Annotated in this window: 21 protein-coding genes; 16 read left to right on the forward strand and 5 right to left on the reverse strand. The window is 67.2% G+C overall.

Annotation, left to right across the window (positions count from 1 at the left end; all coding sequences use genetic code 11):
* Positions 1 to 11 precede the first annotated feature (11 nt).
* The 5 genes from AC0J5K_RS03010 to metG all read left to right on the forward strand — a co-directional run bounded on the left by AC0J5K_RS03010 (position 12) and on the right by metG (position 6,228).
* The gene (locus AC0J5K_RS03010) at positions 12 to 896 is read left to right on the forward strand and encodes a F0F1 ATP synthase subunit gamma (protein WP_048529824.1); all 885 of its coding nucleotides are present in this window, start codon (positions 12 to 14) and stop codon (positions 894 to 896) included.
* Positions 897 to 912: 16 nt separating this feature from the next.
* Entirely contained in the window at positions 913 to 2,337 is a 1,425-nt protein-coding gene (atpD, locus tag AC0J5K_RS03015; RefSeq protein WP_048529828.1) for a F0F1 ATP synthase subunit beta, read from the forward strand.
* 72 nt (positions 2,338 to 2,409) lie between these two features.
* The gene (locus AC0J5K_RS03020) at positions 2,410 to 2,844 is read left to right on the forward strand and encodes a F0F1 ATP synthase subunit epsilon (RefSeq protein ID WP_048529829.1); all 435 of its coding nucleotides are present in this window, start codon (positions 2,410 to 2,412) and stop codon (positions 2,842 to 2,844) included.
* A gap of 223 nt (positions 2,845 to 3,067) precedes the next feature.
* The gene (gene trpB, locus AC0J5K_RS03025) at positions 3,068 to 4,300 is read left to right on the forward strand and encodes a tryptophan synthase subunit beta (RefSeq protein WP_048529830.1); all 1,233 of its coding nucleotides are present in this window, start codon (positions 3,068 to 3,070) and stop codon (positions 4,298 to 4,300) included.
* A gap of 209 nt (positions 4,301 to 4,509) precedes the next feature.
* Positions 4,510 to 6,228 (forward strand): methionine--tRNA ligase, encoded by a 1,719-nt coding sequence (gene metG / locus AC0J5K_RS03030; RefSeq protein WP_074834336.1) that lies wholly within the window; start codon positions 4,510 to 4,512, stop codon positions 6,226 to 6,228.
* Between the two features lie 122 nt (positions 6,229 to 6,350).
* Here the strand turns inward: metG and AC0J5K_RS03035 are convergent, their stop codons facing one another.
* Positions 6,351 to 6,785, reverse strand: a complete 435-nt coding sequence (locus tag AC0J5K_RS03035; RefSeq protein WP_048529833.1) for an FKBP-type peptidyl-prolyl cis-trans isomerase — start codon at positions 6,783 to 6,785, stop codon at positions 6,351 to 6,353.
* Between the two features lie 310 nt (positions 6,786 to 7,095).
* Between AC0J5K_RS03035 and AC0J5K_RS03040 the strand changes: the two genes are divergently transcribed.
* The 7 genes from AC0J5K_RS03040 (at position 7,096) to AC0J5K_RS03070 (ending at position 13,585) form a co-directional block, all read left to right on the forward strand.
* Positions 7,096 to 7,782 carry a haloacid dehalogenase type II gene (locus AC0J5K_RS03040; protein WP_048529835.1) on the forward strand — a complete coding sequence of 229 codons (687 nt, stop codon included), beginning with the start codon at positions 7,096 to 7,098 and terminating at the stop codon, positions 7,780 to 7,782.
* Position 7,783: 1 nt separating this feature from the next.
* Positions 7,784 to 8,608, forward strand: coding sequence for an alpha/beta fold hydrolase (locus AC0J5K_RS03045; protein ID WP_274565673.1), 825 nt, complete (start codon positions 7,784 to 7,786; stop codon positions 8,606 to 8,608).
* Positions 8,605 to 9,579, forward strand: coding sequence for a threonine ammonia-lyase (locus tag AC0J5K_RS03050; protein WP_274565672.1), 975 nt, complete (start codon positions 8,605 to 8,607; stop codon positions 9,577 to 9,579). Before AC0J5K_RS03045 ends, AC0J5K_RS03050 begins: the two co-directional genes overlap by 4 nt.
* Before the next feature lie 81 nt (positions 9,580 to 9,660).
* Positions 9,661 to 10,866, forward strand: coding sequence for an endonuclease/exonuclease/phosphatase family protein (locus AC0J5K_RS03055; protein ID WP_074834342.1), 1,206 nt, complete (start codon positions 9,661 to 9,663; stop codon positions 10,864 to 10,866).
* A gap of 39 nt (positions 10,867 to 10,905) precedes the next feature.
* Complete coding sequence (gene pcaD / locus AC0J5K_RS03060) at positions 10,906 to 11,697, forward strand: 3-oxoadipate enol-lactonase (RefSeq protein ID WP_074834344.1); 792 nt, start codon at positions 10,906 to 10,908, stop codon at positions 11,695 to 11,697.
* Positions 11,690 to 12,400 carry an alpha/beta fold hydrolase gene (locus AC0J5K_RS03065; protein ID WP_074834346.1) on the forward strand — a complete coding sequence of 237 codons (711 nt, stop codon included), beginning with the start codon at positions 11,690 to 11,692 and terminating at the stop codon, positions 12,398 to 12,400. Before pcaD ends, AC0J5K_RS03065 begins: the two co-directional genes overlap by 8 nt.
* 90 nt (positions 12,401 to 12,490) lie before the next feature.
* Positions 12,491 to 13,585: a zinc-binding dehydrogenase gene (locus tag AC0J5K_RS03070; protein WP_074834348.1), complete on the forward strand. Its 1,095-nt coding sequence runs from the start codon at positions 12,491 to 12,493 to the stop codon at positions 13,583 to 13,585.
* A 3-nt stretch (positions 13,586 to 13,588) separates the two neighbouring features.
* On the opposite strand, the gene AC0J5K_RS03075 is transcribed toward AC0J5K_RS03070, so the two are convergent.
* A complete protein-coding gene (locus AC0J5K_RS03075) occupies positions 13,589 to 14,017 on the reverse strand; it encodes a GNAT family N-acetyltransferase (RefSeq protein WP_274565671.1) in 429 nt (142 codons plus the stop codon).
* A 27-nt stretch (positions 14,018 to 14,044) separates the two neighbouring features.
* Between AC0J5K_RS03075 and AC0J5K_RS03080 the strand changes: the two genes are divergently transcribed.
* Both AC0J5K_RS03080 and AC0J5K_RS03085 read left to right on the forward strand, forming a co-directional pair.
* Positions 14,045 to 15,277, forward strand: a complete 1,233-nt coding sequence (locus AC0J5K_RS03080) for a mandelate racemase/muconate lactonizing enzyme family protein (RefSeq protein WP_274565670.1) — start codon at positions 14,045 to 14,047, stop codon at positions 15,275 to 15,277.
* A 103-nt stretch (positions 15,278 to 15,380) separates the two neighbouring features.
* Positions 15,381 to 15,659: an ArsR/SmtB family transcription factor gene (locus tag AC0J5K_RS03085; protein ID WP_048529853.1), complete on the forward strand. Its 279-nt coding sequence runs from the start codon at positions 15,381 to 15,383 to the stop codon at positions 15,657 to 15,659.
* Here the strand turns inward: AC0J5K_RS03085 and AC0J5K_RS03090 are convergent.
* Together AC0J5K_RS03090 and AC0J5K_RS03095 are read right to left on the reverse strand one after the other, a co-directional pair.
* A complete protein-coding gene (locus AC0J5K_RS03090) occupies positions 15,656 to 16,810 on the reverse strand; it encodes a hypothetical protein (protein WP_274565669.1) in 1,155 nt (384 codons plus the stop codon). The two genes, AC0J5K_RS03085 and AC0J5K_RS03090, sit on opposite strands and share 4 nt — an antisense overlap.
* A 67-nt stretch (positions 16,811 to 16,877) precedes the next feature.
* Positions 16,878 to 17,501 carry an ImuA family protein gene (locus AC0J5K_RS03095; protein WP_274565668.1) on the reverse strand — a complete coding sequence of 208 codons (624 nt, stop codon included), beginning with the start codon at positions 17,499 to 17,501 and terminating at the stop codon, positions 16,878 to 16,880.
* A 168-nt stretch (positions 17,502 to 17,669) separates the two neighbouring features.
* Here AC0J5K_RS03095 and AC0J5K_RS03100 point away from each other — a divergent pair, with 168 nt between their 5' ends.
* On the forward strand, positions 17,670 to 18,713 hold the full coding sequence (locus AC0J5K_RS03100) for an aldo/keto reductase (protein WP_274565667.1): 1,044 nt from the start codon (positions 17,670 to 17,672) through the stop codon (positions 18,711 to 18,713).
* Positions 18,714 to 18,776: 63 nt separating this feature from the next.
* A complete protein-coding gene (locus tag AC0J5K_RS03105; protein WP_074834833.1) occupies positions 18,777 to 19,448 on the forward strand; it encodes a thermonuclease family protein in 672 nt (223 codons plus the stop codon).
* 125 nt (positions 19,449 to 19,573) lie between these two features.
* Here the strand turns inward: AC0J5K_RS03105 and scpA are convergent, their stop codons facing one another.
* Complete coding sequence (gene scpA / locus AC0J5K_RS03110; protein WP_274565666.1) at positions 19,574 to 21,703, reverse strand: methylmalonyl-CoA mutase; 2,130 nt, start codon at positions 21,701 to 21,703, stop codon at positions 19,574 to 19,576.
* Positions 21,704 to 21,797 lie beyond the last annotated feature (94 nt).

The following is a 21,797-nucleotide window of genomic DNA, read 5'->3' on the forward strand; positions in this document are numbered from 1 at the left end:
GAGATAAGGCTATGCCAAATCTCAAGGACTTGAAAAACAGGATCGAGTCGGTCAAGTCGACCCGCAAGATCACCAAGGCCATGCAGATGGTGGCCGCCGCGAAACTGCGGCGGGCACAGGAAGCGGCCGAGATGGCGCGCCCCTATGCCGAACGGTTCAATGCCGTGATGGCCGGGCTCGCCCAATCGGTGGGTGACAGCGACAGCGCGCCCAAGCTTCTGTCGGGCACCGGCAGTGACGACGTGCATCTGCTCGTCGTCATGACCGCCGAGCGCGGCCTCTGCGGTGGCTTCAACGGCAATATCGCCAAGCTGGCCAAGACCCGCGCCCGGGAGCTTCTCGACAAGGGCAAGACGGTCAAGATCCTGACCGTCGGCAAGAAGGGCCGCGACGTGCTCAAACGCGACTTCGGCGACCATCTGGTCGGCCATGTCGATCTGAGCGAGGTCAAACGCGTCGGCTATGTCAACGCACAGGAGATCGCCAAGGACGTTCTCGGCCGCTTCGATGCGGGCGAGTTCGATGTGGCGACGCTGTTCTATTCGAAGTTCCAGAACGTGGTGACCCAGATTCCCACGGCGCAACAGATCATCCCCGCCAGCTTCGAGGCTGACGAGGACGGTGAAGAGACGGGCACCAGCACGCTCTACGATTACGAGCCCAGCGAAGAGGCCATCCTGGCCGATTTGCTGCCGCGCGGGGTGGCCACCCAGATCTTTGCCGGTCTGCTGGAAAACGCCGCGTCGGAGCAGGGCGCGCGGATGTCCGCCATGGACAACGCGACGCGCAATGCCGGCGACATGATCGACAAGCTGACCATCGAGTACAACCGCTCGCGTCAGGCCGTCATCACCAATGAACTGATCGAAATTATCTCGGGCGCGGAAGCGCTCTAAGAACCGGAGACGAAACATGGCAAACGCAACTGGCAAAGTGACTCAGGTCATCGGCGCCGTGGTCGACGTGCAGTTCGACGACCATCTGCCGGCGATTCTGAACGCGCTGACCACCGACAACAACGGCAACCGTCTGGTTCTGGAAGTGGCACAGCACCTGGGCGAAAACACCGTCCGCACCATCGCGATGGACGCGACCGAAGGTCTGGTCCGGGGTCAGGAAGTGGTTGACACCGACGGCCCGATCTCGGTGCCGGTGGGCAACGCCACCCTGGGCCGCATCCTCAACGTCGTGGGCGAGCCCGTGGACGAAGGCGGCCCGGTCTCGGCCTCCGAGACCCGCGCCATCCACCAGCCGGCGCCGGAGTTCTCCGAGCAGTCGACCGAGTCGGAAATCCTCGTCACCGGCATCAAGGTCGTCGACCTGCTGGCCCCCTACGCAAAAGGCGGCAAGATCGGCCTCTTCGGCGGCGCCGGCGTGGGAAAGACCGTTCTCATCATGGAACTGATCAACAACATCGCCAAGGTGCACTCGGGCTACTCCGTGTTCGCCGGTGTTGGTGAACGGACCCGTGAGGGCAACGACCTCTACCACGAGATGATCGAATCCAACGTCATCAAGCCCGACAATCTGGAAGAGAGCCAGGTGGCACTGGTCTACGGCCAGATGAACGAGCCTCCGGGGGCGCGTGCCCGTGTTGCGCTGACCGGCCTGACCCTGGCCGAGCAGTTCCGCGACCAGTCCGGGACCGACGTTCTGTTCTTCGTCGACAACATCTTCCGCTTCACCCAGGCGGGCTCCGAGGTGTCGGCGCTTCTGGGCCGTATTCCTTCGGCGGTGGGCTACCAGCCGACGCTGGCCACCGACATGGGCGCGATGCAGGAACGCATCACCTCGACCAAGCAGGGCTCGATCACATCGATCCAGGCCGTCTACGTTCCCGCGGACGACCTGACCGACCCGGCACCGGCAACCACCTTTGCCCACCTCGACGCCACGACCGTTCTGTCGCGCGCCATTTCCGAGCTGGGCATCTACCCGGCGGTGGATCCGCTGGACAGCTCGTCGCGCCTGATGGACCCGGCGATCGTGGGTGAAGAGCACTACAAGGTGGCCTCGGATGTGCAGAACATCCTCCAGCGCTACAAGTCGCTTCAGGACATCATCGCCATCCTCGGCATGGACGAACTGTCGGAAGAGGACAAGCTGACCGTGGCCCGCGCCCGGAAGATCCAGCGGTTCCTGTCGCAGCCGTTCGACGTGGCGAAGGTCTTCACCGGCTCCGACGGTGTGCAGGTGCCGCTCGAGGACACGATCTCGTCCTTCAAGGCGGTTGTCGCCGGCGAATACGATCACCTGCCCGAAGGCGCCTTCTACATGGTTGGCGGCATCGAAGAGGTGAAAGCCAAAGCCGAGAAGATGGCTGCCGACGCGGCCTGAGGAAACGGCCGGTCGCCCCGATGAGGGCCCGCAGGGGCCCGCAAAGGGGCGACCTCTCCAAAGGAGAAGAACATGGCAGACGAAATGCAATTCGACCTGGTCAGCCCCGAGCGGAGCCTCGCTTCGCAAAAGGTGACCGCGGTCCAGATCCCCGGTGCCGACGGTGACATGACGGCAATGGCCGATCACGCGCCGACCATCACCACGCTGCGCCCCGGCGTTCTGCGGATCGAGGGGGCCGAGACGGCGGAATATGTCGTCACCGGCGGCTTCGCCCAGATCAAGGCCGACGGCGTGACCGTGCTGGCCGAACGCGCGATCCCGCGTGCCGACATGACGCAGGAGCTGCTCGACGAGATGATCGCCGAAGCCGCCTCCGTGCACAAATCGGCCAAAGAGGCGAAAGAGCCCGACAGCAACGCCGTCGACGACGCGGTCAAGCTGGTGGCGGACATGGTCGCCATGGGCGGCGAGATCGGCCTGTCCTCGCAACAGCCGAGCCTCTGAGCCGCACCGGCCCGAGAGTTTGAAACGGCGCGCCTCCGGGCGCGCCGTTTGGGTTTCCGGCGCCCCGCGCGCGGGACCTGATCCGGGGCCCCCGGCGTGCGGCAGGAGGTCCCGGGGCGGGCCCGGGACGGGCGGGGCATGTGGGCAAAGGGCGCCGCACAAAGGCTTTCCTTCCGGGCGTCGCGGCTATATTCAGGGCGGCGAAACCGACACGGGGTGCAGCATGTCCAACGATCTTTTCAATTCCTTCATGACCGGCCCCGACGAAAAGGGCCGCTTCGGCAATTACGGCGGCCGCTTCGTCTCGGAAACGCTGATGCCGCTGATCCTGTCGCTGGAAGAGGAATACGAAAAGGCCAAGACCGACCAGAGTTTCTGGGACGAGATGGACCACCTGTGGAAACACTACGTCGGCCGGCCGAGCCCGCTCTATTTCGCCGAGGGTCTGACCGAGCGCCTGGGCGGTGCCAAGGTCTATCTCAAGCGGGACGAGCTGAACCACACCGGCGCGCACAAGATCAACAACGTGCTGGGTCAGATCCTGCTGGCGCGGCGCATGGGCAAGACCCGGATCATCGCCGAGACCGGCGCCGGCCAGCATGGGGTGGCAACGGCGACGGTCTGTGCCAAGTTCGGGCTGAAATGCGTGGTCTACATGGGTGCGCATGACGTCGAGCGGCAGAAGCCCAACGTCTTCCGCATGCGGCTCCTGGGCGCCGAGGTGGTGCCGGTGACCTCCGGCCGCGGCACGCTGAAGGATGCAATGAACGACGCACTGCGCGACTGGGTCACCAATGTGCGCGACACCTTCTACTGCATCGGCACCGTCGCCGGGCCGCACCCGTACCCGGCGATGGTGCGTGATTTCCAGGCGATCATCGGCAAGGAAGCCAAGGAGCAGATCCTCGAGGCCGAGGGCCGTCTGCCCGACACGATCATCGCCGCCATCGGCGGCGGGTCGAACGCCATGGGACTGTTCTATCCCTTCCTCGACGACAAGGATGTGCGCATCATTGGCGTCGAGGCCGGCGGCAAGGGGGTGACCGAGAAGATGGAGCATTGCGCCTCGCTCACCGGCGGCCGGCCCGGCGTGCTGCATGGCAACCGCACCTATCTGTTGCAGGATGACGACGGGCAGATCCTCGAGGGCTATTCCATTTCCGCCGGGCTCGACTATCCCGGCATCGGGCCGGAGCATTCCTGGCTGCATGACACCAAGCGCGCCGAATATGTGGCGATCACCGACAAGGAGGCGCTGGCGGCCTTCCAGCTCTGCTGCGCCGCCGAAGGCATCATCCCGGCGCTCGAGCCCAGCCATGCGCTGGCGCATGTGATGAAGATCGCGCCGGAGCTGCCCCGGGACCACCTGATCGTCATGAACATGTGCGGCCGTGGCGACAAGGACATCTTTGCGGTGGCCAAGCATCTGGGTTTCGACATGGAAGAGGCCGACTGAGGCCTGCGGGCCGGCGGCGACCGCCCCGGCAGGTTTCGCGGCCGGGCTTGACGGAGGGTGTCGGGGGCTTCGCCCCCCGGCCTGCGGCCGCCCCCCAGGATATTTCCGGCCAGAAGAAGCACCGGATCCGCCAGAGCGCGGTGGTGCTGGCTCTGGCCCCTTGTGCCGGCCTGCGTTAAAGGGAGCGAAACGGTTTTTCGGGGACGCTCATGACACGCCACCTCATCACATCTGCCATTCCCTATATCAACGGGATCAAGCATCTGGGCAATCTCATCGGCTCCCAGCTGCCGGCCGATCTCTTTGCCCGCTACCAGCGTGCCCGCGGGCAGGAGGTGATGTTTCTCTGCGCCACCGACGAACACGGCACCCCGGCCGAACTCGCCGCGGCCAAGGCGGGCCAGCCGGTAGCGGACTATTGCGCCGAGATGCATGGCGTGCAGGCCGAGATCGCCCGCGGTTTCCGCCTCAGCTTCGATCACTTCGGCCGCTCCTCGAGCCCGCAGAACCATCGGCTGACCCAGCATTTCGCCGGCCGGCTGGCCGAGGCCGGGCTGATCCGCGAGGTCAGCGAGAAACAGGTCTATTCGAATGCCGACGGCCGGTTCCTGCCCGACCGCTACATCGAGGGCACCTGTCCGAACTGCGGCTACGACCGTGCCCGGGGCGACCAATGCGAGAATTGCACCAAGCAGCTCGACCCGACCGATCTTGTCGAGCCGCGCAGCGCGATTTCCGGCTCCACCGATCTCGAGGTGCGCGAGACCAAGCACCTCTACCTGTGCCAATCCGACATGCGCGACCAGCTGAACGACTGGATCGACAGCAAGGCGGATTGGCCGATCCTGACCACCTCGATCGCCAGGAAATGGCTGAACGACGGCGACGGTTTGCAGGATCGCGGTATCACCCGCGATCTGGATTGGGGCATTCCGGTGAAAAAAGGCGATGCCGACTGGCCCGGCATGGAAGGCAAGGTCTTTTACGTCTGGTTCGACGCGCCGATCGAATATATCGCCTGCGCCGGCGAATGGGCCGAGGCCAACGGCAAATCCGAGGCCGACTGGGAGCGCTGGTGGCGCACCGACAAGGGCGCCGCGGATGTGCGCTATACCCAGTTCATGGGCAAGGATAATGTGCCGTTCCACACCCTGAGCTTTCCGGCAACGATCCTGGGCTCGGGCGAGGACTGGAAGCTGGTCGATTACATCAAGTCGTTCAACTACCTCAATTACGACGGCGGCCAGTTCTCGACCTCGCAGGGCCGGGGGGTCTTCATGGATCAGGCGCTGGCAATCCTGCCCTCGGACTACTGGCGCTGGTGGTTGCTGAGCCATGCGCCGGAAAGCTCCGATGCCGAGTTCACCTGGGAGAACTTTCAGGCCTCGGTCAACAAGGACCTCGCCGATGTGCTGGGCAACTTCGTCAGCCGGGTGACGAAATTCTGCCGCTCGAAGTTCGGCGAAGCGGTGCCGGAGGGGGGCGTCTGGGGGCCGCGCGAAGACGCGCTGATCGGCGATCTGACCCGCCGCCTGCGCGCCTATGAGGCGCATATGGAGGCCATCGAGGTGCGCAAGGCGGCGCAGGAGCTGCGCGCTATCTGGGTTGCGGGGAACGAATACCTTCAGGATGCGGCGCCCTGGTCGACCTTCAAGCAGGACCCGGAGGCGGCGGCGGCGCAGATTCGGCTGGCGCTGAATCTGATCCGGTTTTACGCGGTGATTTCGAGCCCGTTCATTCCCGATGCCTGCGACCAGCTGATGCGGGCGATGCAGAGCGACGACACTGCCTGGCCCGAAGACGTCAAAGCCGCGCTCGAGGGGCTTGCGCCCGGCCACGGCTTCAGCGTGCCGGATGTGACCTTCCGCAAGATCACCGACGACGAGCGCGCGGCGTGGCAGGAGAAATTCGCCGGCACCCGCGACTGACGGCAGCTGTCGCGGGTGCCCGGCAAACGATCGTCAAGATCGGCCGCGCGATCAACGCGGCGCAGGAAAAAGGCCCGCCGGTGCGCACCGGCGGGCCTTTTCCGTCGCATATGCGGGCGCGCTCAGGCGGCCTTGATCTCGACCAACTCGATGGCGAACGTCAGATCCTTGCCGGCCAGCGGGTGATTGGCGTCCAGTGTCACCTGTTCGTCGGTCACCTCGATCACGGTCACGGGCATTGCCTGGCCGGTGGGCGTCTGCACTTGCAACTGGGTGCCGATGTCGAGCGGGATGTCGGCCGGAATATCGGCGCGCGGCACCGCCTGGCGGGCGTTGGGATCGGCCTGGCCATAGGCTTCGTCGGCGGGCACGTCGACAACCTTCTTGTCGCCCACTTCCATGCCCGGGATGGCCTTGTCGAGACCCGGAATGATCTGGCCGGAGCCGACGGTGAATTCCAGCGGATCGCGTCCTTGCGAGCTGTCGAAGGTGGCACCGTCGGCAAGGGTTCCGGTATAGTGAATGGCAACGGTGTCGCCCGATTTGACCTGGGTCATGAAAGCTCCGAGATATGGGGAAATGAGAAGGGGAGGCCGCCGCTCTGACGGGTGCTCCGGGTTTATGACGCGACACCCTAGCGTTTTGCGCCCGGATTGGCAAACAGACGGCTGGCCCCCGGTTTGAGCGAGCTGCGGCGGCCCAGTCCAAACCTCGGGCGCATCGTCGAAGTTGACGGTGCAGGGGGATACGATTTTCGTGGTCCGCCGAGCATTTCAGCCTGCCGGCCTGAAACCGGCGCCGCAGGGCTGGCAATTGCCGGCCCTATCGGCATGATGGCCGCATTCACGCACGACGGAAGGCGCCACCATGACCATCACAACCTGCATCTTCGACGCCTATGGCACCTTGTTCGACGTGGCCGCCGCCGCGCGGCTTGCCGCCGAAGAGCCCGGACAGGACGATTGGGCCGCGAAATGGCCGGCGCTGGCCGCCGACTGGCGGGCGAAACAGCTGCAATACACCTGGCTGCGCGCGATCACCGGCGAGCATTGCGATTTCTGGCAGGTCACCCGCGACGGGCTCGACTGGGCGCTGGAACGGCAGGAGCTTGACGGCAATCCCGAGCTGCGTGAGCGGCTTCTGGCGCTGTACTGGGAGCTTCAGGCCTATCCCGAGGTGCCCGAGATGCTGGCGGCGCTGAAATCCGCCGGGCTGAACACCGCGATCCTGTCGAACGGATCGCCCGACATGCTGAACGGCGCGGTGGGCAGCGCCGGGCTGGAGGCGCTGCTCGACGATGTGCTCTCGGTCGAGAGCGTCGGCATCTTCAAGCCGGCCCGCCAGGTCTATGATCTCGTCGGCCAGCGGTTCGGCTGCACGCCGGAGCAGGTGCTGTTTGTCTCGTCGAACGGCTGGGACGCGGCCGGGGCCTCGGGCTATGGCTTCCGCACCGTCTGGGTCAACCGTGCGGGCGAGCCGGTGGACCGGCTGCCGGCCCGCCCCGGCGAGGTGCTGAGCGATCTGACCCGTATCCCCGATCTCGCAGGGGCCTGAAATGGCGACTTTCACCACCTCCGACGGGCTGTCGCTCTATTACGACGACCGGGGCGAGGGCCTGCCGCTGCTCTGTCTTTCGGGGCTGACCCGCGACAGCCGCGACTTCGAATATGTCATGCCGCATCTGACCGGCTGTCGGGTCATCCGGCTGGATTATCGCGGCCGCGGCAAGTCCGATTTCGCCGAAGACGCGCTGAGCTACACGATTCCGCGCGAGGCGCAGGATGTGCTGGAGCTGCTGGCGCATCTCGGGCTGGCGCGCGTGGCGGTGCTGGGCACCTCGCGCGGCGGTCTGGTGGCAATGGCGCTGGCGATGGGCGCGCCGGATGCGCTCATCGGAGTGGCGCTGAACGACATCGGGCCGGCGATCGCGCCCGCGGGGCTCGAGGTGATCATGGGCTATCTCGGCCGGCAGCCGGTGTGGAAAACCTATGACGAAGCCGCCGCCGCCCGACCCGGGGTGATGGCCGGCTTTGCCAATGTGCCCGAGCGCCGCTGGCGCGCCGAGGTCGAGAAGTTCTATGACCAGACCGACGATGGCCTCAGGATCACCTATGACCCGAAGCTGCGCGACGCGGTGATTGCCGCCGGGGCGCAGCCGGTGCCCGACCTCTGGCCGATGTTCGATGCGCTGGAGGGCAAGCCGCTGGCACTCATCCGTGGCGCCAATTCCGATCTGCTGTCACCCGAGACCCTGGCCGAGATGCAGGCCCGCCGGCCCGATGCGCATGTTGCGGTGGTGCCCGACCGCGGCCATGTGCCGTTTCTCGATGAGCCCGAGGCGCTGACCGCGCTGGGCGCCTGGCTGAAGGACATGGCATGAATATCGACCGGATCAACGCCGCCCACGCCCGCATTTCGGGGGCGATCCGCCGCACGCCGCTGCTCTCGGCGCCGCTGCTGGACGAGATCGCCGGCCGCCGGGTGCTGGTCAAGCCGGAGTGTCTGCAACTCACCGGAAGCTTCAAGTTTCGCGGCGGCATGTCGGCGGTTTCGGCGCTGCCGCAAGAGCTGCGCGCCCGCGGCGTCATTGCCTTCTCTTCGGGCAATCATGCCCAGGGCGTGGCGCTGGCCGCGCGGCGGTTCGGCGTGCCTGCGGTGATCATCATGCCGTCCGACGCGCCGCAGATGAAGATCGCCAACACCCGGGCCTATGGCGCCGAGGTGGTGCTCTACGACCGCGGCCGCGAAGACCGCGACGAACTCGGTGCGCGGCTTTCGTCCGAGCGCGGGCTGACCCTGATCCGCCCCTTCGACGAACCCGAGGTGATTGCCGGGCAGGGCACCTGCGGGCTGGAGATCGCCGAACAGGCGGCCGAACTGGGCATTGCCGAGGCCGAGGTGCTGGTCTGTTGCGGCGGCGGCGGGCTGACTTCGGGCATCGCCCTTGCGCTCGAGGCGAAGGCCCCCGGCCTGCGCGCCCGCCCGGTCGAGCCGGAGGGCTATGACGACACCGCCCGGTCGCTGCGCTCGGGCACGCGCGAGCGCAACCGGTCCGAGGCCGGCGGGCTTTGCGATGCCATCCTGACGCCAAGTCCCGGCCAGCTCACCTTTCCGATCATGAATCGGCTCTGCGGCCCCGGCCTGGTGGTGAGCGAGGAGGACGCCCTGCGGGCCATGGCGCTGACCTTTGCCCATCTCAAGCTGGTGGCCGAACCCGGCGGCGCGGTGGCGCTGGCGGCGGCGCTCTTTCATGGCACGGAGCTCGCGGGCGACACGGTGATCTGCACCATCTCGGGCGGCAATGTCGATCCGCAGGTCTTTGCGCGGGCGCTGGAGCGGGGGCCGGGCTGAAGCCGGGCCTACGGCCGCAAACGGGGCTTGCGCGCCGCGGCGGCGGGTGCTTCCCTCGGCCTGGAGCCATGGGAGCGCGCGATGAGAGACTTCACGATTGCCTCGTTCAACGTCAAGAACCTGATCGGGCCGGACCGGGAATACTATCGCTTTCAAAGTTACACCCCCGAGGAATTCGCCTGGAAGAAGGACTGGCTGGCCGATCAGCTGCTGACCATGGATGCCGATATCGTGGGCTTCCAGGAGATCTTCGAGGAAGAGGCGCTGACCGAGGTGATCGAAGAGGCCGATGCCCGCGGCGCGGCGCTGAACGCCGCCGCCATCCCCGATGCCTCGCGGCGCTACCACAAGAAGGCGATCTTTCGGAAGCTGGCCTATCGCGCCTATGAGGATGCGTCGCTGGCCTTCGCGCCCAATGCCGCCGACGCGGGCATTGCCGGCCAGCGCCGGCCCGGCGTGGCGATCCTGTCGCGCACGGGTTTTGCCGAAGAGCCGGAGGTGATCCAGGATCTCGACACCCCGCTCACCATCCCCTTTCACCCGCTGCGCGGGCTCGAGGGCGGTGAAAGCGGCGCCTTCACCCTGCACCGCTTGTCCCGCCCGATCCTCAAGGCGCGCATTCCGGTCGGCGATCAGGTGATCACCGTCTTCAACTGTCACCTCAAGTCGAAGCTGGGCGAATATGTCACCCCCGAGGGCGCCGGTTTCGCGCCGGAACAGGACCTCACCCGGTATGACCCGCTGGGCCGGGTGATGGGCAGTCTGCGCGCTGCCACCCGCCGCATGGCCGAGGCCTGGGTGCTGCGCCGCGAAATCCTCATCGAGCTTGACGCCGGGCACCCGGTAATGGCGCTGGGCGATTTCAACGACGGCGAACATGCGGTCAGCTCCGAGATCGTCACCGGCGAGGTGCCGTTCCGCAATTATGCCTGGATGTTGCGCCACGATGCCCGCCACCATTCCGACCGTTACAGCGCCGAGGAAGCCCGACGGATCACCGAGGATGTCGAACGTGTCCGCCTGCATTCGGCGGAAAAGCTGTTTGTCCGCAAGAGTCTGCGCGACATGGTCTATACCGCGGCCTTTGGCGGCAATTTCGAGTCGATCGATCAGATTTTCCTGTCGCGGCATTTTCACCCCGATCACCCGGGGCGCATCGGAGAGATGGACTATTTCAGCGTGCTCAACGATCATCTGACCGACGGCAGCCACCCCGAAGCCCCCTACAACAAGCTCGCGTCCGACCATGGCCAGATCATCGCCCATATGCGGCTGAACGACGGCTGAGAAGGCGCGGCCATCCCGCCGCCCGCGAAGAAGACCCAAATGCGCCATTTCATCGAGGCCAATGGCATCGGCCTGCACATTGCCGACACGGGGCCGAAAGACGCCCCGGCCGTCGTCTTCGGCAATTCTCTGGGCTGCGACATGCGGATCTGGGACGGGGTGCTGCCGCATCTGCCCCGGGGGCTGCGGCTGATCCGCTATGACAGCCGCGGTCACGGGCTTTCCGACTGTCCCGCGGGCCCCTACGCCATGGGCACCTTGGTGCGCGATGCCGAGGCGCTGCTCGATGCACTCGAGGTAAGTGATGCGGTCTTTGTCGGGCTGTCGTTGGGTGGCATGGTGGCGCAGGGCCTGGCGGTCAAGCGGCTCGATCTGCTGCGCGGCATCGTGCTGTCGCATACCGCCGCCAAGATCGGCACGCCGGAGCAATGGCAAGAGCGGATCGATACGGTCAGGGCGAGCGGGCCGGAGGCGCTGACCGAGGCGCTGATGCCGCGCTGGTTCACCCGCGCTTTCCGCGATGGCCCGGAGGCGCGGATGATCCGCAACATGGTGGCGCGCCAGCCGGCCGAAGGCTATGCCGGCGCCTGCGCCGCCATTTCCGGCACCGATTTCTACACCCCGACCTCCGGCCTGCGTCTGCCCTGCCTCGGGATCGCCGGCAGCGACGATGGCTCGACCCCGCCGGACCTGGTGCGCGAGACGGTGGACCTGATCCCCGGCGCCCGCTTCGAGCTGATGCGCCGTGCCGCGCATCTGGCACCGGTGGAACAGCCCGAGGCCTATGCGGCGCTGCTCTCGGGCTTCCTCAAAGACATCGGCCATGTCTGACATCCTGCTGATCCATGGCTCCTGTCATGGTGCCTGGTGCTACGAGGGGCTGATCACCGAGCTGACGGGTCTGGGCCACAACGCGCGTGCCATCGACCTGCCGGGTGCGGGCCAGGACACCACGCCGTACCCCGCGGTCACGCTCGACAGCTATGCCGAGGCGATCTGCGACGCGCTTGGCCCCCGCACCCTGCTGCTGGGCCATTCCGCTGCCGGTTTCGCGATCACCGCCGCCGCCGAACGGCGGCCCGAGCGGATTGCGCGGCTGGTCTATCTCTGTGCCTATGTGCCGGCGCCGGGCCGCACCATGCTCGATCTGCGTCGGGCCCAGGCGCGCCAGCCGCTCAGCGGCGCGCTGGTCAAGCGGGACGACGGGCTGAGTTACACGCTTCGCCCAGAGGTGGCCGCGCGGGTGTTCTATCAGGATTGCAGCGAGGAACAGCGGCGTTTCGCCCTTGCGCGCCTCGGGCCGCAGCCCATCGCGCCACAGTCCGCCGTGGTGCGCGTGAGCGACGCCTCGCAATCGTTGCCACGCAGCTACATCCTCTGCCGCGACGATCAGACCATCCCGCCGGAGTTCCAGGCGCAGATGACCGCCGACTGGCCGCGCGAGGATGTGCATGTTTTCGACGCCGGCCATTCGCCATTTCTTGCAGCCCCCGCAGCGCTGGCCGCACTGATCGACCGGCTGGCCGAAACATGACCTGACGTCACGGCCCGGCACAGGCGTTTTTCCGGCTTTTCACATCCCGCCCGGTTTGATTGGGTGAAGCCTTCAACGAGGAGGTGGGACATGCCGCAAATCAAAGCCGCCGTGCTCAGGGCCTTTGGCGCGCCCCTGGCGATCGAAGAGGTGACGCTGCGCGACCCCGAGGCCGGCGAGATCGAGGTCACGCTCGACGCCGTGGCGATCTGTCATTCCGACATTTCCTTTGCCGAAGGTGGCTGGGGCGGGGCGCTGCCGGCGGTCTATGGCCACGAGGCAGCCGGGCGGGTGAGTCGCCTCGGGGCCGGAGTGACCGGGTTGGCCGAAGGCGATTTCGTCGTCGTCACCCTGATCAAGCCCTGCGGCACCTGTCCCAGCTGTGGTTCCGGCAAGCCCACGATCTGCGAAACCCCGACGATCGAGCCGCCCAAGCTGACCGACGCCGAAGGCACCAGCATTGGTGCGGCGATGAACTGCGGTGCCTTTGCGGAACGTGTGGTTGTCAGCGCCAGTCAGGTGGTGGCGCTGCCCGATGACCTGCCGGCCGACAGCGCGGCGCTGCTGGCCTGCGGCGTCATCACCGGCGTCGGCGCGGTGGTCAATGCCGGCCGGCTGCACGCCGGCGAGGATGTGGTGGTGATCGGTGCCGGCGGTGTCGGGCTCAATGCCATCCAGGGCGCGCGCATCGCCGGCGCGCGCCGCATCGTCGCCGTCGACATGAGCGAGCAAAAGCTCGCAATGGCGCGCGACTTCGGCGCCACCCATGGCGTTCTGGCGACCGGCGAAGCACCATGGAAAGACGCGATGGCGGCGCTGGGCGGGCGCGGGGCGGATGTGGTGGCGGTGACCGTCGGCGCGACCCGGGCCTATGACGAGGCGCAGCGCTATCTCGGCTGGGGCGGGCGGATGATCATGGTCGGCATGCCGCACACCGGAGCGATGGCGCAATATGAACCGGCGGTGAATGCCTATATGGGCTCGTCCATGGTGGGCTCGAAGATGGGTGACGTGGTGATCGGCCGCGATATTCCCTGGATGGCCGATCTCTACCGGCAGGGGCGGCTCAAACTTGACGAGCTGGTGTCGGGTCGCTGGCGGCTCGATCAGATCAACGAGGCGATCGCCGACACCAAATCCGGCGCCGCGCGGCGCAATGTCATCCTTTTCGACCGCGAGAGCTGAGGACTAATCGAGATCGAAGGCGCCATCCCAGCCGAAGCCCGCTATGACCTGTTCCGCGCCGCCGAGGGCGCGGTAGAGCGCCAGCGCGGGGGCATTGTCGGGCTCGGTTCCGAGCCAGATGCCGTTGCAGCCCATCGCGCGGACATGGGCGAAGAGCGCCTCGGTCACCGCCCGGGCCAGCCCCCGGCGCCGGTGGCTCTCGCGGGTGCCGACCTCGTTGACGAAGACCCCCGGCGGCTTGTCGGGATGCAGGAGCACGGTGCCGGATGCAAAGGACACCAGATCGCCGCCCGCGATTGCCGCAGCCATCACATGCAGCGGGCTGCCAAGGAAGGCGCGCGCCTGATCGGGCCGGACCGGGTGATCGAAAAGCCCCGGGGTGACATTCTGCAACAGCGCGATATCTTGCGCGCCAAGGACACGAACCTCCATCGCCAATCCCCCAACTGAGAGCATGCCATGAAACTCGCCGATCTCGACGTGATTGTCACTGCGCCCCCTGCGCCGGGCTGGGGCGGCCGCTACTGGATTCTGGTCAAGCTGACCACGGCCTGCGGCATCACCGGCTGGGGCGAATGTTACGCCGCCTCGGTCGGGCCCCGGGCGATGGAAGCGGTGATCCGCGACGTCTTCGAGCGCCACATGGCCGGCGACAGCCCCGAGAATGTCGAGCGGATGTTCCGGCGCGCCTATTCCTCGGGCTTCACCCAGCGCCCGGACCTGACCGTCATGGGGGCTTTCTCGGGCCTGGAAATCGCCTGCTGGGACATTCTCGGCAAATCGCGCGACCGGCCGGTCTGGGCGCTGATGGGCGGCATGATGAACGAGCGGTTGCGCGCCTATTCCTACCTCTACCCGCTCGAGCGCCACGCGCTGCCGGAGTTCTGGGTCTCGCCCGAGATGGCGGCGGAAAGCGCGCTCGACCTGGTGGCGCGGGGTTATACGGCGGTCAAGTTCGACCCGGCCGGCCCCTATACCATGCGCGGCGGCCATCAGCCGGCGCTCTCCGACATTTCGATGTCGATGAGCTTTTGCGAGGCGATCCGCGAGGCGGTGGGCGACCGCGCCGACCTGCTGTTCGGCACCCACGGCCAGTTCAATACCGGCGGCGCGATCCGACTGGGGCAGGCGATCGAGGAATACCAGCCGCTGTGGTACGAAGAGCCGATCCCGCCGGACAACCTGCTCGAGTTCCGCAAGGTGGCCGAGGCGGTGCGCATTCCGTTGGCCACCGGTGAACGGCTGACCACCCGGGCCGAGTTCGGCACCCTGTTGCAATCCGGTGGGGCGAGCATCCTGCAACCGGCGCTGGGTCGCGCCGGCGGGCTCTGGGAGACCCGGAAGATCGCCGCCCTGGCCGAGCATTTCAATGCCCAGGTGGCGCCGCATCTCTATGCCGGGCCGGTGGAATGGGCCGCCAACATCCATCTGGCCGCGACGATTCCCAACCTGCTGATGATCGAGACCATCGAGACGCCGTTCCATGACGCGCTGATCTCCGGCGCGCTGACGGTCGAAGAGGGCTTCGTCACCCCGCCCACCGCGCCCGGCCTCGGCATCGAGGTCGACGAGGCGCTGGCGCGGGCGCATCCCTACGAGGGCGACGGGCTGCATCTCGAGATGCGGGAAGCGCCCTGCGATTATGTTTCGGGCAATGCCTTTGCCGGCGGCGCACCGGTTCGGGAAAGCTGATTGCCGCTGGGTAAGGCGCCATGGTAGGCGTGAACCGATTTCACCTTTCAGATACGAGTTGTGCCTCGTGAGCGACACATCCCCCGACCCGAGCCCCCGCGACATGGCCGAAAGCGCCAAGGCCGCCGCAGGCTATCTCAAGACCCTGGCGCATGAAGGGCGGCTGATGATCCTGTGCCATCTGGGGCAGGGCGAGATGTCGGTCGGCGCGTTGGAAGAGACGTTGGGCATACGGCAGGCGGCTGTCAGCCAGATGCTGGCGCGTCTGCGCGACGAGGGGCTGGTGGTCACCCGGCGCGAGGGCAAGACGATCTATTATTCCCTGGCCGATGAACGGACCCAGCGGATGATCGGCCTGCTGTACGAGTATTATTGCAGCTAGGTTTCGGTCCAGAGTCCGAAGACCGGGCTGAAATCGCCCTCGGCCAGCGCCCGGAGCGGCAGGCAGATCTCGAGCGCATCGGCGCCCCAATCCCACCCCGCATGCGGCAGGGACGGCAGGCGCAGCAGCACCGCGACCGGACCGTCGCCGGTGCTGCGGACATCGCCCATGCTCACCGGTTCGGCCGCGTCGCGGGATTGCACCTGCGCCGCCCAGAAGGCACGGGCGGCGGGAGCCATCGTTTCGGGTGCGGAATGCACCAGGGCGCAGGCGCGCGCGGCCAGCTCGGCCTGCCAGTCCTCGGCCCAGAGGCTGCTTGGCGCGCCTTCGGGGCCCCGCGCCGAGCGGCTGGCGGGGACATTGCGCTGATAGATGCGCAGCGGCGCAGGCGCGCCGTCCGTGGCCGGAACATCGGGCGCGGCTTCGGCCAGAAAGAACGGCAGCTCGACATGGGCCAGGGCGGCGGCGATCAGGGCCGGTGCCTCAGGCGGCAGGGCGCTGTGCAACCGGTCCAGCGTCTCGAACAGCCGGTCGAGCACGGCCTGGGCGGCGGCAATGTCCTTGCGGCCTGTGACAAGGATGCCGGGATTGGCGATGACGCGCGGTGCCGGGCGCGGCGCGGGCCGGCTGCGCAGCATGCGGCCCCAGATGCCGTTTGATCCGGCCGGGTCCGGCGTGGCGGGCCGGGCTTCGGCCTCCAGCCTGTCGAGCACCGCCGCCGACGCGGCCAGCTCATTGCAGAGCCGTCCCAGCAGATCGAGCGCCGTCGACAGATCGACCGGCTGAGAGCGGGGGTGGCCGAGATCATAGCCGAGATCGGTCGGGGCCACCGGGGCGGCCCGTCGCGGCGTCGGCGTCAGCCGCCAGAGCGGCACGCGCGAGCGCACCGGCCCGCGGGCCGCGGCGCTGTAGAACACCACCGGTTCGCCCAGGGCGTCGAGGGACAGACGCAGCCAGCCGCGGCGGGGGCCATAGCCGCGCCAGAGCGTCTCGGGCAGGGCGCCGAGATCGATCTCGGCGGCCAGGCGCGGCGGGCTGTCGGAGGAGGGGGCGGCCTCGGCCCGGACCCAGCCGACGCTGTCGGCGGGCACTCCGGAACCCGGGTGCAACCAGATGATGGCTTCCTCGAATGCGCGCGCCTGCTGTTCCATTGCCCTCTCCCTTTGGGAGACCGGTTAACCATCCGATTGCGGAGGAATTGCGGCAATGCCGTGGCAATCAGCCGGTGGCCCCGGCCAGTTCCGGCCCGGCCGCGCCCTGCCGCACCTGCCAGTCACGGACGGGCGCGGTGCGCGCCCGGAGCCGGGTCAGCCGCCAGCCCGCCGCCTCTGGCCGATGCGCCGGATCGAGCCGCCAGCGGCTCTCCACCCCCGGGGCGCCGCCCGCCTGGCCCGGCGTCAGCAAGAGCCCCAGCGGCCGGCCGCCCGAGGCCGCGGCCCCGGTCTCGGCCGCCAGATGCAGGCGCCGCACCTGGGTCAGCCCGGGCAGGCCCGGCAGATCGCCCACCACCAGCGGTGCCGCGCCCGACCGCAGCACCTCTTCCAGCGTCCAGAGCACATCCTCGGGGCGCGTGGGATGGACAAAGACAAAGCGTTCGGACGCACAGAGCCCGGCCAGCCCCGGCGCAAAGAGCGCATCCTTTTCCCAGGCCGGCGCGACCCAGATCACCGGGCCGGGCGCGGCCGCCTGCACCGCGCCCGCCACCCAGGCCGCCAGGGTGCGCCGCGCCCGGCCGCAGAGCTCATGCACCCGCATCTGGGCAAAGGACAGCTCGCCCATCACCGACAGGGCCGGGCGCGCCTGATGCGGCGCACGGGTCAGAAGGGCATGGGGACGACTCATGCCTCCATTGTAAATGTTCGCTCTATGTTCTCAAGAGCGGCGGGGTGGCCGGCGCCAGATTTGCAGTTTTTCAAGGAAAGGCGCGAACCCGGCCGCCGCCGCGATCCGGGGTTTAACTTTCCGGCGCGGGCGTTAGGTTCCGGCGCAACTGAACAGGGAAAATGATCGATGAAGATGACCACGCTGGGCCGCACCGGGCTCTCGGTTTCGCAGCTGTGCCTTGGCACGATGACCTTTGGCACCCAGACCGCGCCCGAGGTGGCCCATGCCCAGATCGACCGGGCGCTGGCGCGCGGGGTCAATTTCATCGACACCGCCGAGATGTATCCGGTCAATCCCAAGTCGCCCGAAACCGTGGGCCGCACCGAGGCTATTCTCGGCGACTGGATCGCCGCCAGCGGCCGGCGGCAGGAGGTGGTGCTGGCCACCAAGCACCTGGGCAACGGCTCCGACCAGTCGCCCGACGGCGGGCCGATCACCGCAAAGACCATCCCGCGGTCGATCGAAGGCTCGCTCAAGCGGCTGAAGACCGATGTGATCGATCTCTATCAGTTCCACTGGCCCAACCGCGGCTCCTACATGTTCCGCAAGAACTGGCACTTCGATCCCACCGGTCAGGACCGCACGGCGGTGATCGCCGACATCGAGGAGTGCCTCGGTGCCTTGCAGCGCGAGGTCGAGCGCGGCACGATCCGCGCCTTCGGTCTCTCGAACGAGAGCGCCTGGGGCACGGTGCAATGGATCGAAGCGGCAAAACGGCTCGGCGGGCCGCGCGTCGCCACGTTGCAGAACGAGTATTCGCTGATGTGCCGGCTGGCCGATACCGATGTGGCCGAAATGTGTTGGAACGAGGATGTCGGGTTCTTGCCGTTCTCGCCTTTGGCCTGCGGTTATCTGACCGGCAAATACAGCGGGGGCACGGTACCCGAGGCCTCGCGCATGACGCTCAACCCCGACATGGGCGGACGGCAGGGCGACCGGGCGCTGGCGGTGGCGGATGCCTATGTGGCGCTGGCGCGCAAACACGGCATCGACCCGGTGCACATGGCGCTGGCCTGGACGGTGCAGCGGCCCTTCGTGGCCGCCGCGATCTTTGGCGCGACGACGCTGGCACAGCTCGACCATGCGCTCGACGCCGCCGATGTCACCCTGTCTGACGATCTGCTGGCCGAAATCGACGCGCTGCACCGCGCCAACCCGATGCCCTACTGAGGGGGCGGACCTTTCTGGACAAACCGGCTTGTGCGGCCCGGGTTTCCGCCGCACATTCGCCGCATGTTAAGATTTTGTTTACCTTTTGCGCTCCTGGCGGCGGCGCTTTTGCCGTCGCCGCCCTCGGAAGCCGCCCAGGCCGAGATCACCGGCATCGCGCGGGTGATCGATGGCGACACGCTCGACCTCGGCGACACCCGCATCAGGCTGTTCGGCATCGACGCGGTCGAACGCGACCAGACCTGCCGCCATCCCACCCGCGGCGACTGGCCCTGCGGTGCCGAGGTGGCCCAGGAGGTGGCCTTCTGGCTCAACGGCGAACGCCTCGCCTGCACGCCCGAAGACCGCGACCGCTACGGCCGCGTGGTGGCCACCTGCTACCTGCGCGACGCGGATGTCGGGGCGGTGCTGGTCGAGGCCGGGCTGGCCTTTGCCTACAGCAAGTATTCCCCCCGGTACGAGGCGCTCCAGGCCCGCGCCCTGGCGGCCGGACGCGGGCTCTGGACCTCGGTGGTGGTGCGACCCGAGCGCCATCGGCGGGGCGAGGACCCGGTGGTGCCGGCCCAGGCCGGCTGCCGGATCAAGGGCAATATCTCGTCGAAGGGCGTGCGCATCTATCACCTGCCGGGACAGGCGTGGTACGACAAGACCAGGATCTCCCCCGAGAATGGCGAGCGCTGGTTCTGCTCCGAGGCCGAGGCCCGCCGCGCCGGCTGGCGCAAGGCACGCCGCTAGGCCACTTCAATCCCGACGGGGCTCTCCTCGCCACCCCCCCTGCTTCCTCTTGCTCAAAATACCCTCGGGGGGCGGCCGCAGGCCGGGGGGCAGAGCCCCCAAGCCCCGCCCCGCCGCCCGGCGCCTCAGCCCCGGGCATCGCGGATCAGCCGCAGGATATCCTGCGCCGCCGTGGGAATATTCGTCCCTGGCCCGAAGATCGCCTTGACCCCGGCGGATTTGAGGAATTCGTAATCCTGCTGCGGGATCACCCCGCCGCAGATCACGATGATATCGCCGGCATCATTGGCCTTGAGCGCCTCGATCAGCTGCGGCGCCAGAGTCTTGTGGCCGGCCGCCTGGGACGAGATGCCCACCACATGCACATCATTGTCGACGGCGTCCTGCGCCGCCTCTTCCGGGGTCTGGAACAGCGGCCCGACATCGACGTCGAAGCCGATGTCGGCAAAGGCGGTGGCGATCACCTTGGCGCCCCGGTCATGCCCGTCCTGGCCCATCTTGACCACAAGCATGCGCGGCCGGCGGCCTTCTTCCGCGGCGAAATCCTCGACCGATTTCTGGATCGCGGCAAAGCCCTCGTCGCCCTCGTAAGCCGCGCCATAGACGCCGGCGAGGGTTTTCACCTCGGCGCGGTGCCGTCCGAATACCTTTTCCATCGCCATGCTGATTTCTCCCACGCTGGCCCGGGCCCGGGCGGCTTCGACCGCCGCTTCCAGAAGGTTGCCGCCCTCGCCGGCGCGGCGGCTGAGTTCCGCCAGCGCGGCATCGCAGGCGGCCTGATCGCGCGTGCCGCGGATGCGTTCGAGCCGGGCGATCTGGCTGTCGCGCACCTTGACATTGTCGACATCGAGAATGTCGATCGGGTCTTCGCGGTCCTTGCGGTATTTGTTGACGCCGACGATCACCTCGTCGCCCCGGTCGATCATCGCCTGTCGCGTGGCGGCGGTTTCTTCGATGCGCAGCTTGGGCATGCCCGAGGCCACGGCCTTGGTCATGCCACCCATCTCCTCGACCTCCTCGATCAGCGCCCAGGCCTTGTCGGCCAGCTCCGCCGTCAGGCTCTCGACATAGTAGGAGCCGGCCAGCGGATCGACCACATTGGTCACGCCGGTCTCTTCCTGAAGGATCAGCTGGGTATTGCGCGCGATCCGGGCCGAGAAATCGGTGGGCAGGGCAATCGCCTCGTCCAGCGCATTGGTGTGCAGCGACTGGGTGCCGCCCAAGACCGCCGACATCGCCTCATAGGCGGTGCGGATGACGTTGTTGTAGGGGTCTTGCTCTTGCAGGCTGACGCCCGAGGTCTGGCAATGGGTGCGCAGCATCTTGGAGCGGTCGTTCTTGGCCCCGAATTCAGTCATGATGCGGTGCCAGAGCAGGCGGGCGGCGCGCAGTTTCGCGGCCTCCATGAAGAAGTTCATGCCGATGGCAAAGAAGAACGACAGCCGCCCGGCAAACTTGTCCACGTCCATCCCGGCCTCGATGGCGGCGCGCACGTATTCGCGGCCGTCGGCCAGCGTATAGGCCAGCTCCTGCACCAGGTTCGCGCCGGCCTCCTGCATGTGATAGCCGGAGATCGAGATCGAGTTGAACCTGGGCATCTCGGTTGAGGTGAACTCGATGATGTCCGAGATGATCCGCATCGAGGGTTCGGGCGGATAGATATAGGTGTTGCGGACCATGAACTCCTTGAGGATGTCGTTCTGGATGGTGCCCGACAGCAGCGCCTTGTCATGACCCTGTTCCTCGCCCGCGACGATGAAGCTGGCCAGGATCGGGATCACCGCGCCGTTCATCGTCATCGACACCGAGACCTGATCCAGCGGAATGCCGTCGAAGAGGATCTTCATGTCCTCGACCGAATCGATGGCCACGCCCGCCTTGCCGACATCGCCCACCACGCGCGGGTGATCGCTGTCATAGCCGCGGTGGGTGGCCAGATCGAAGGCGACCGAGACGCCCTGTTGCCCGGCGGCCAGGTTGCGGCGATAGAAGGCGTTCGATTCCTCGGCGGTGGAAAAACCCGCGTATTGCCGGATCGTCCAGGGCCGGCCGGCGTACATCGTCGCCTTGGGGCCGCGGGTGAAAGGCGCAAAACCCGGCAGCGACCCCATGTGCGGCAGATCGGCGGTATCCGCTTCGGTATAAAGCGGGCTGACGTCGATCCCTTCCAGCGTTTTCCAGGTCAGGTCGTCGAGCGGGCGGCCGCGCAATTCCTTTTCCGCCAGGGCCTTCCAGTCGTCCTTCGTCTGGCTCATCACGTTGTCCTTTCCTCTGCGGCAGGGCGGCGGGCGCGCCTGCGAAATCCGTTGCATTGGCGCGGGCTCACGCCATTCTCAGTCGTAATCGGGT

The organism is Marinovum sp. E3, from assembly GCF_055755275.1.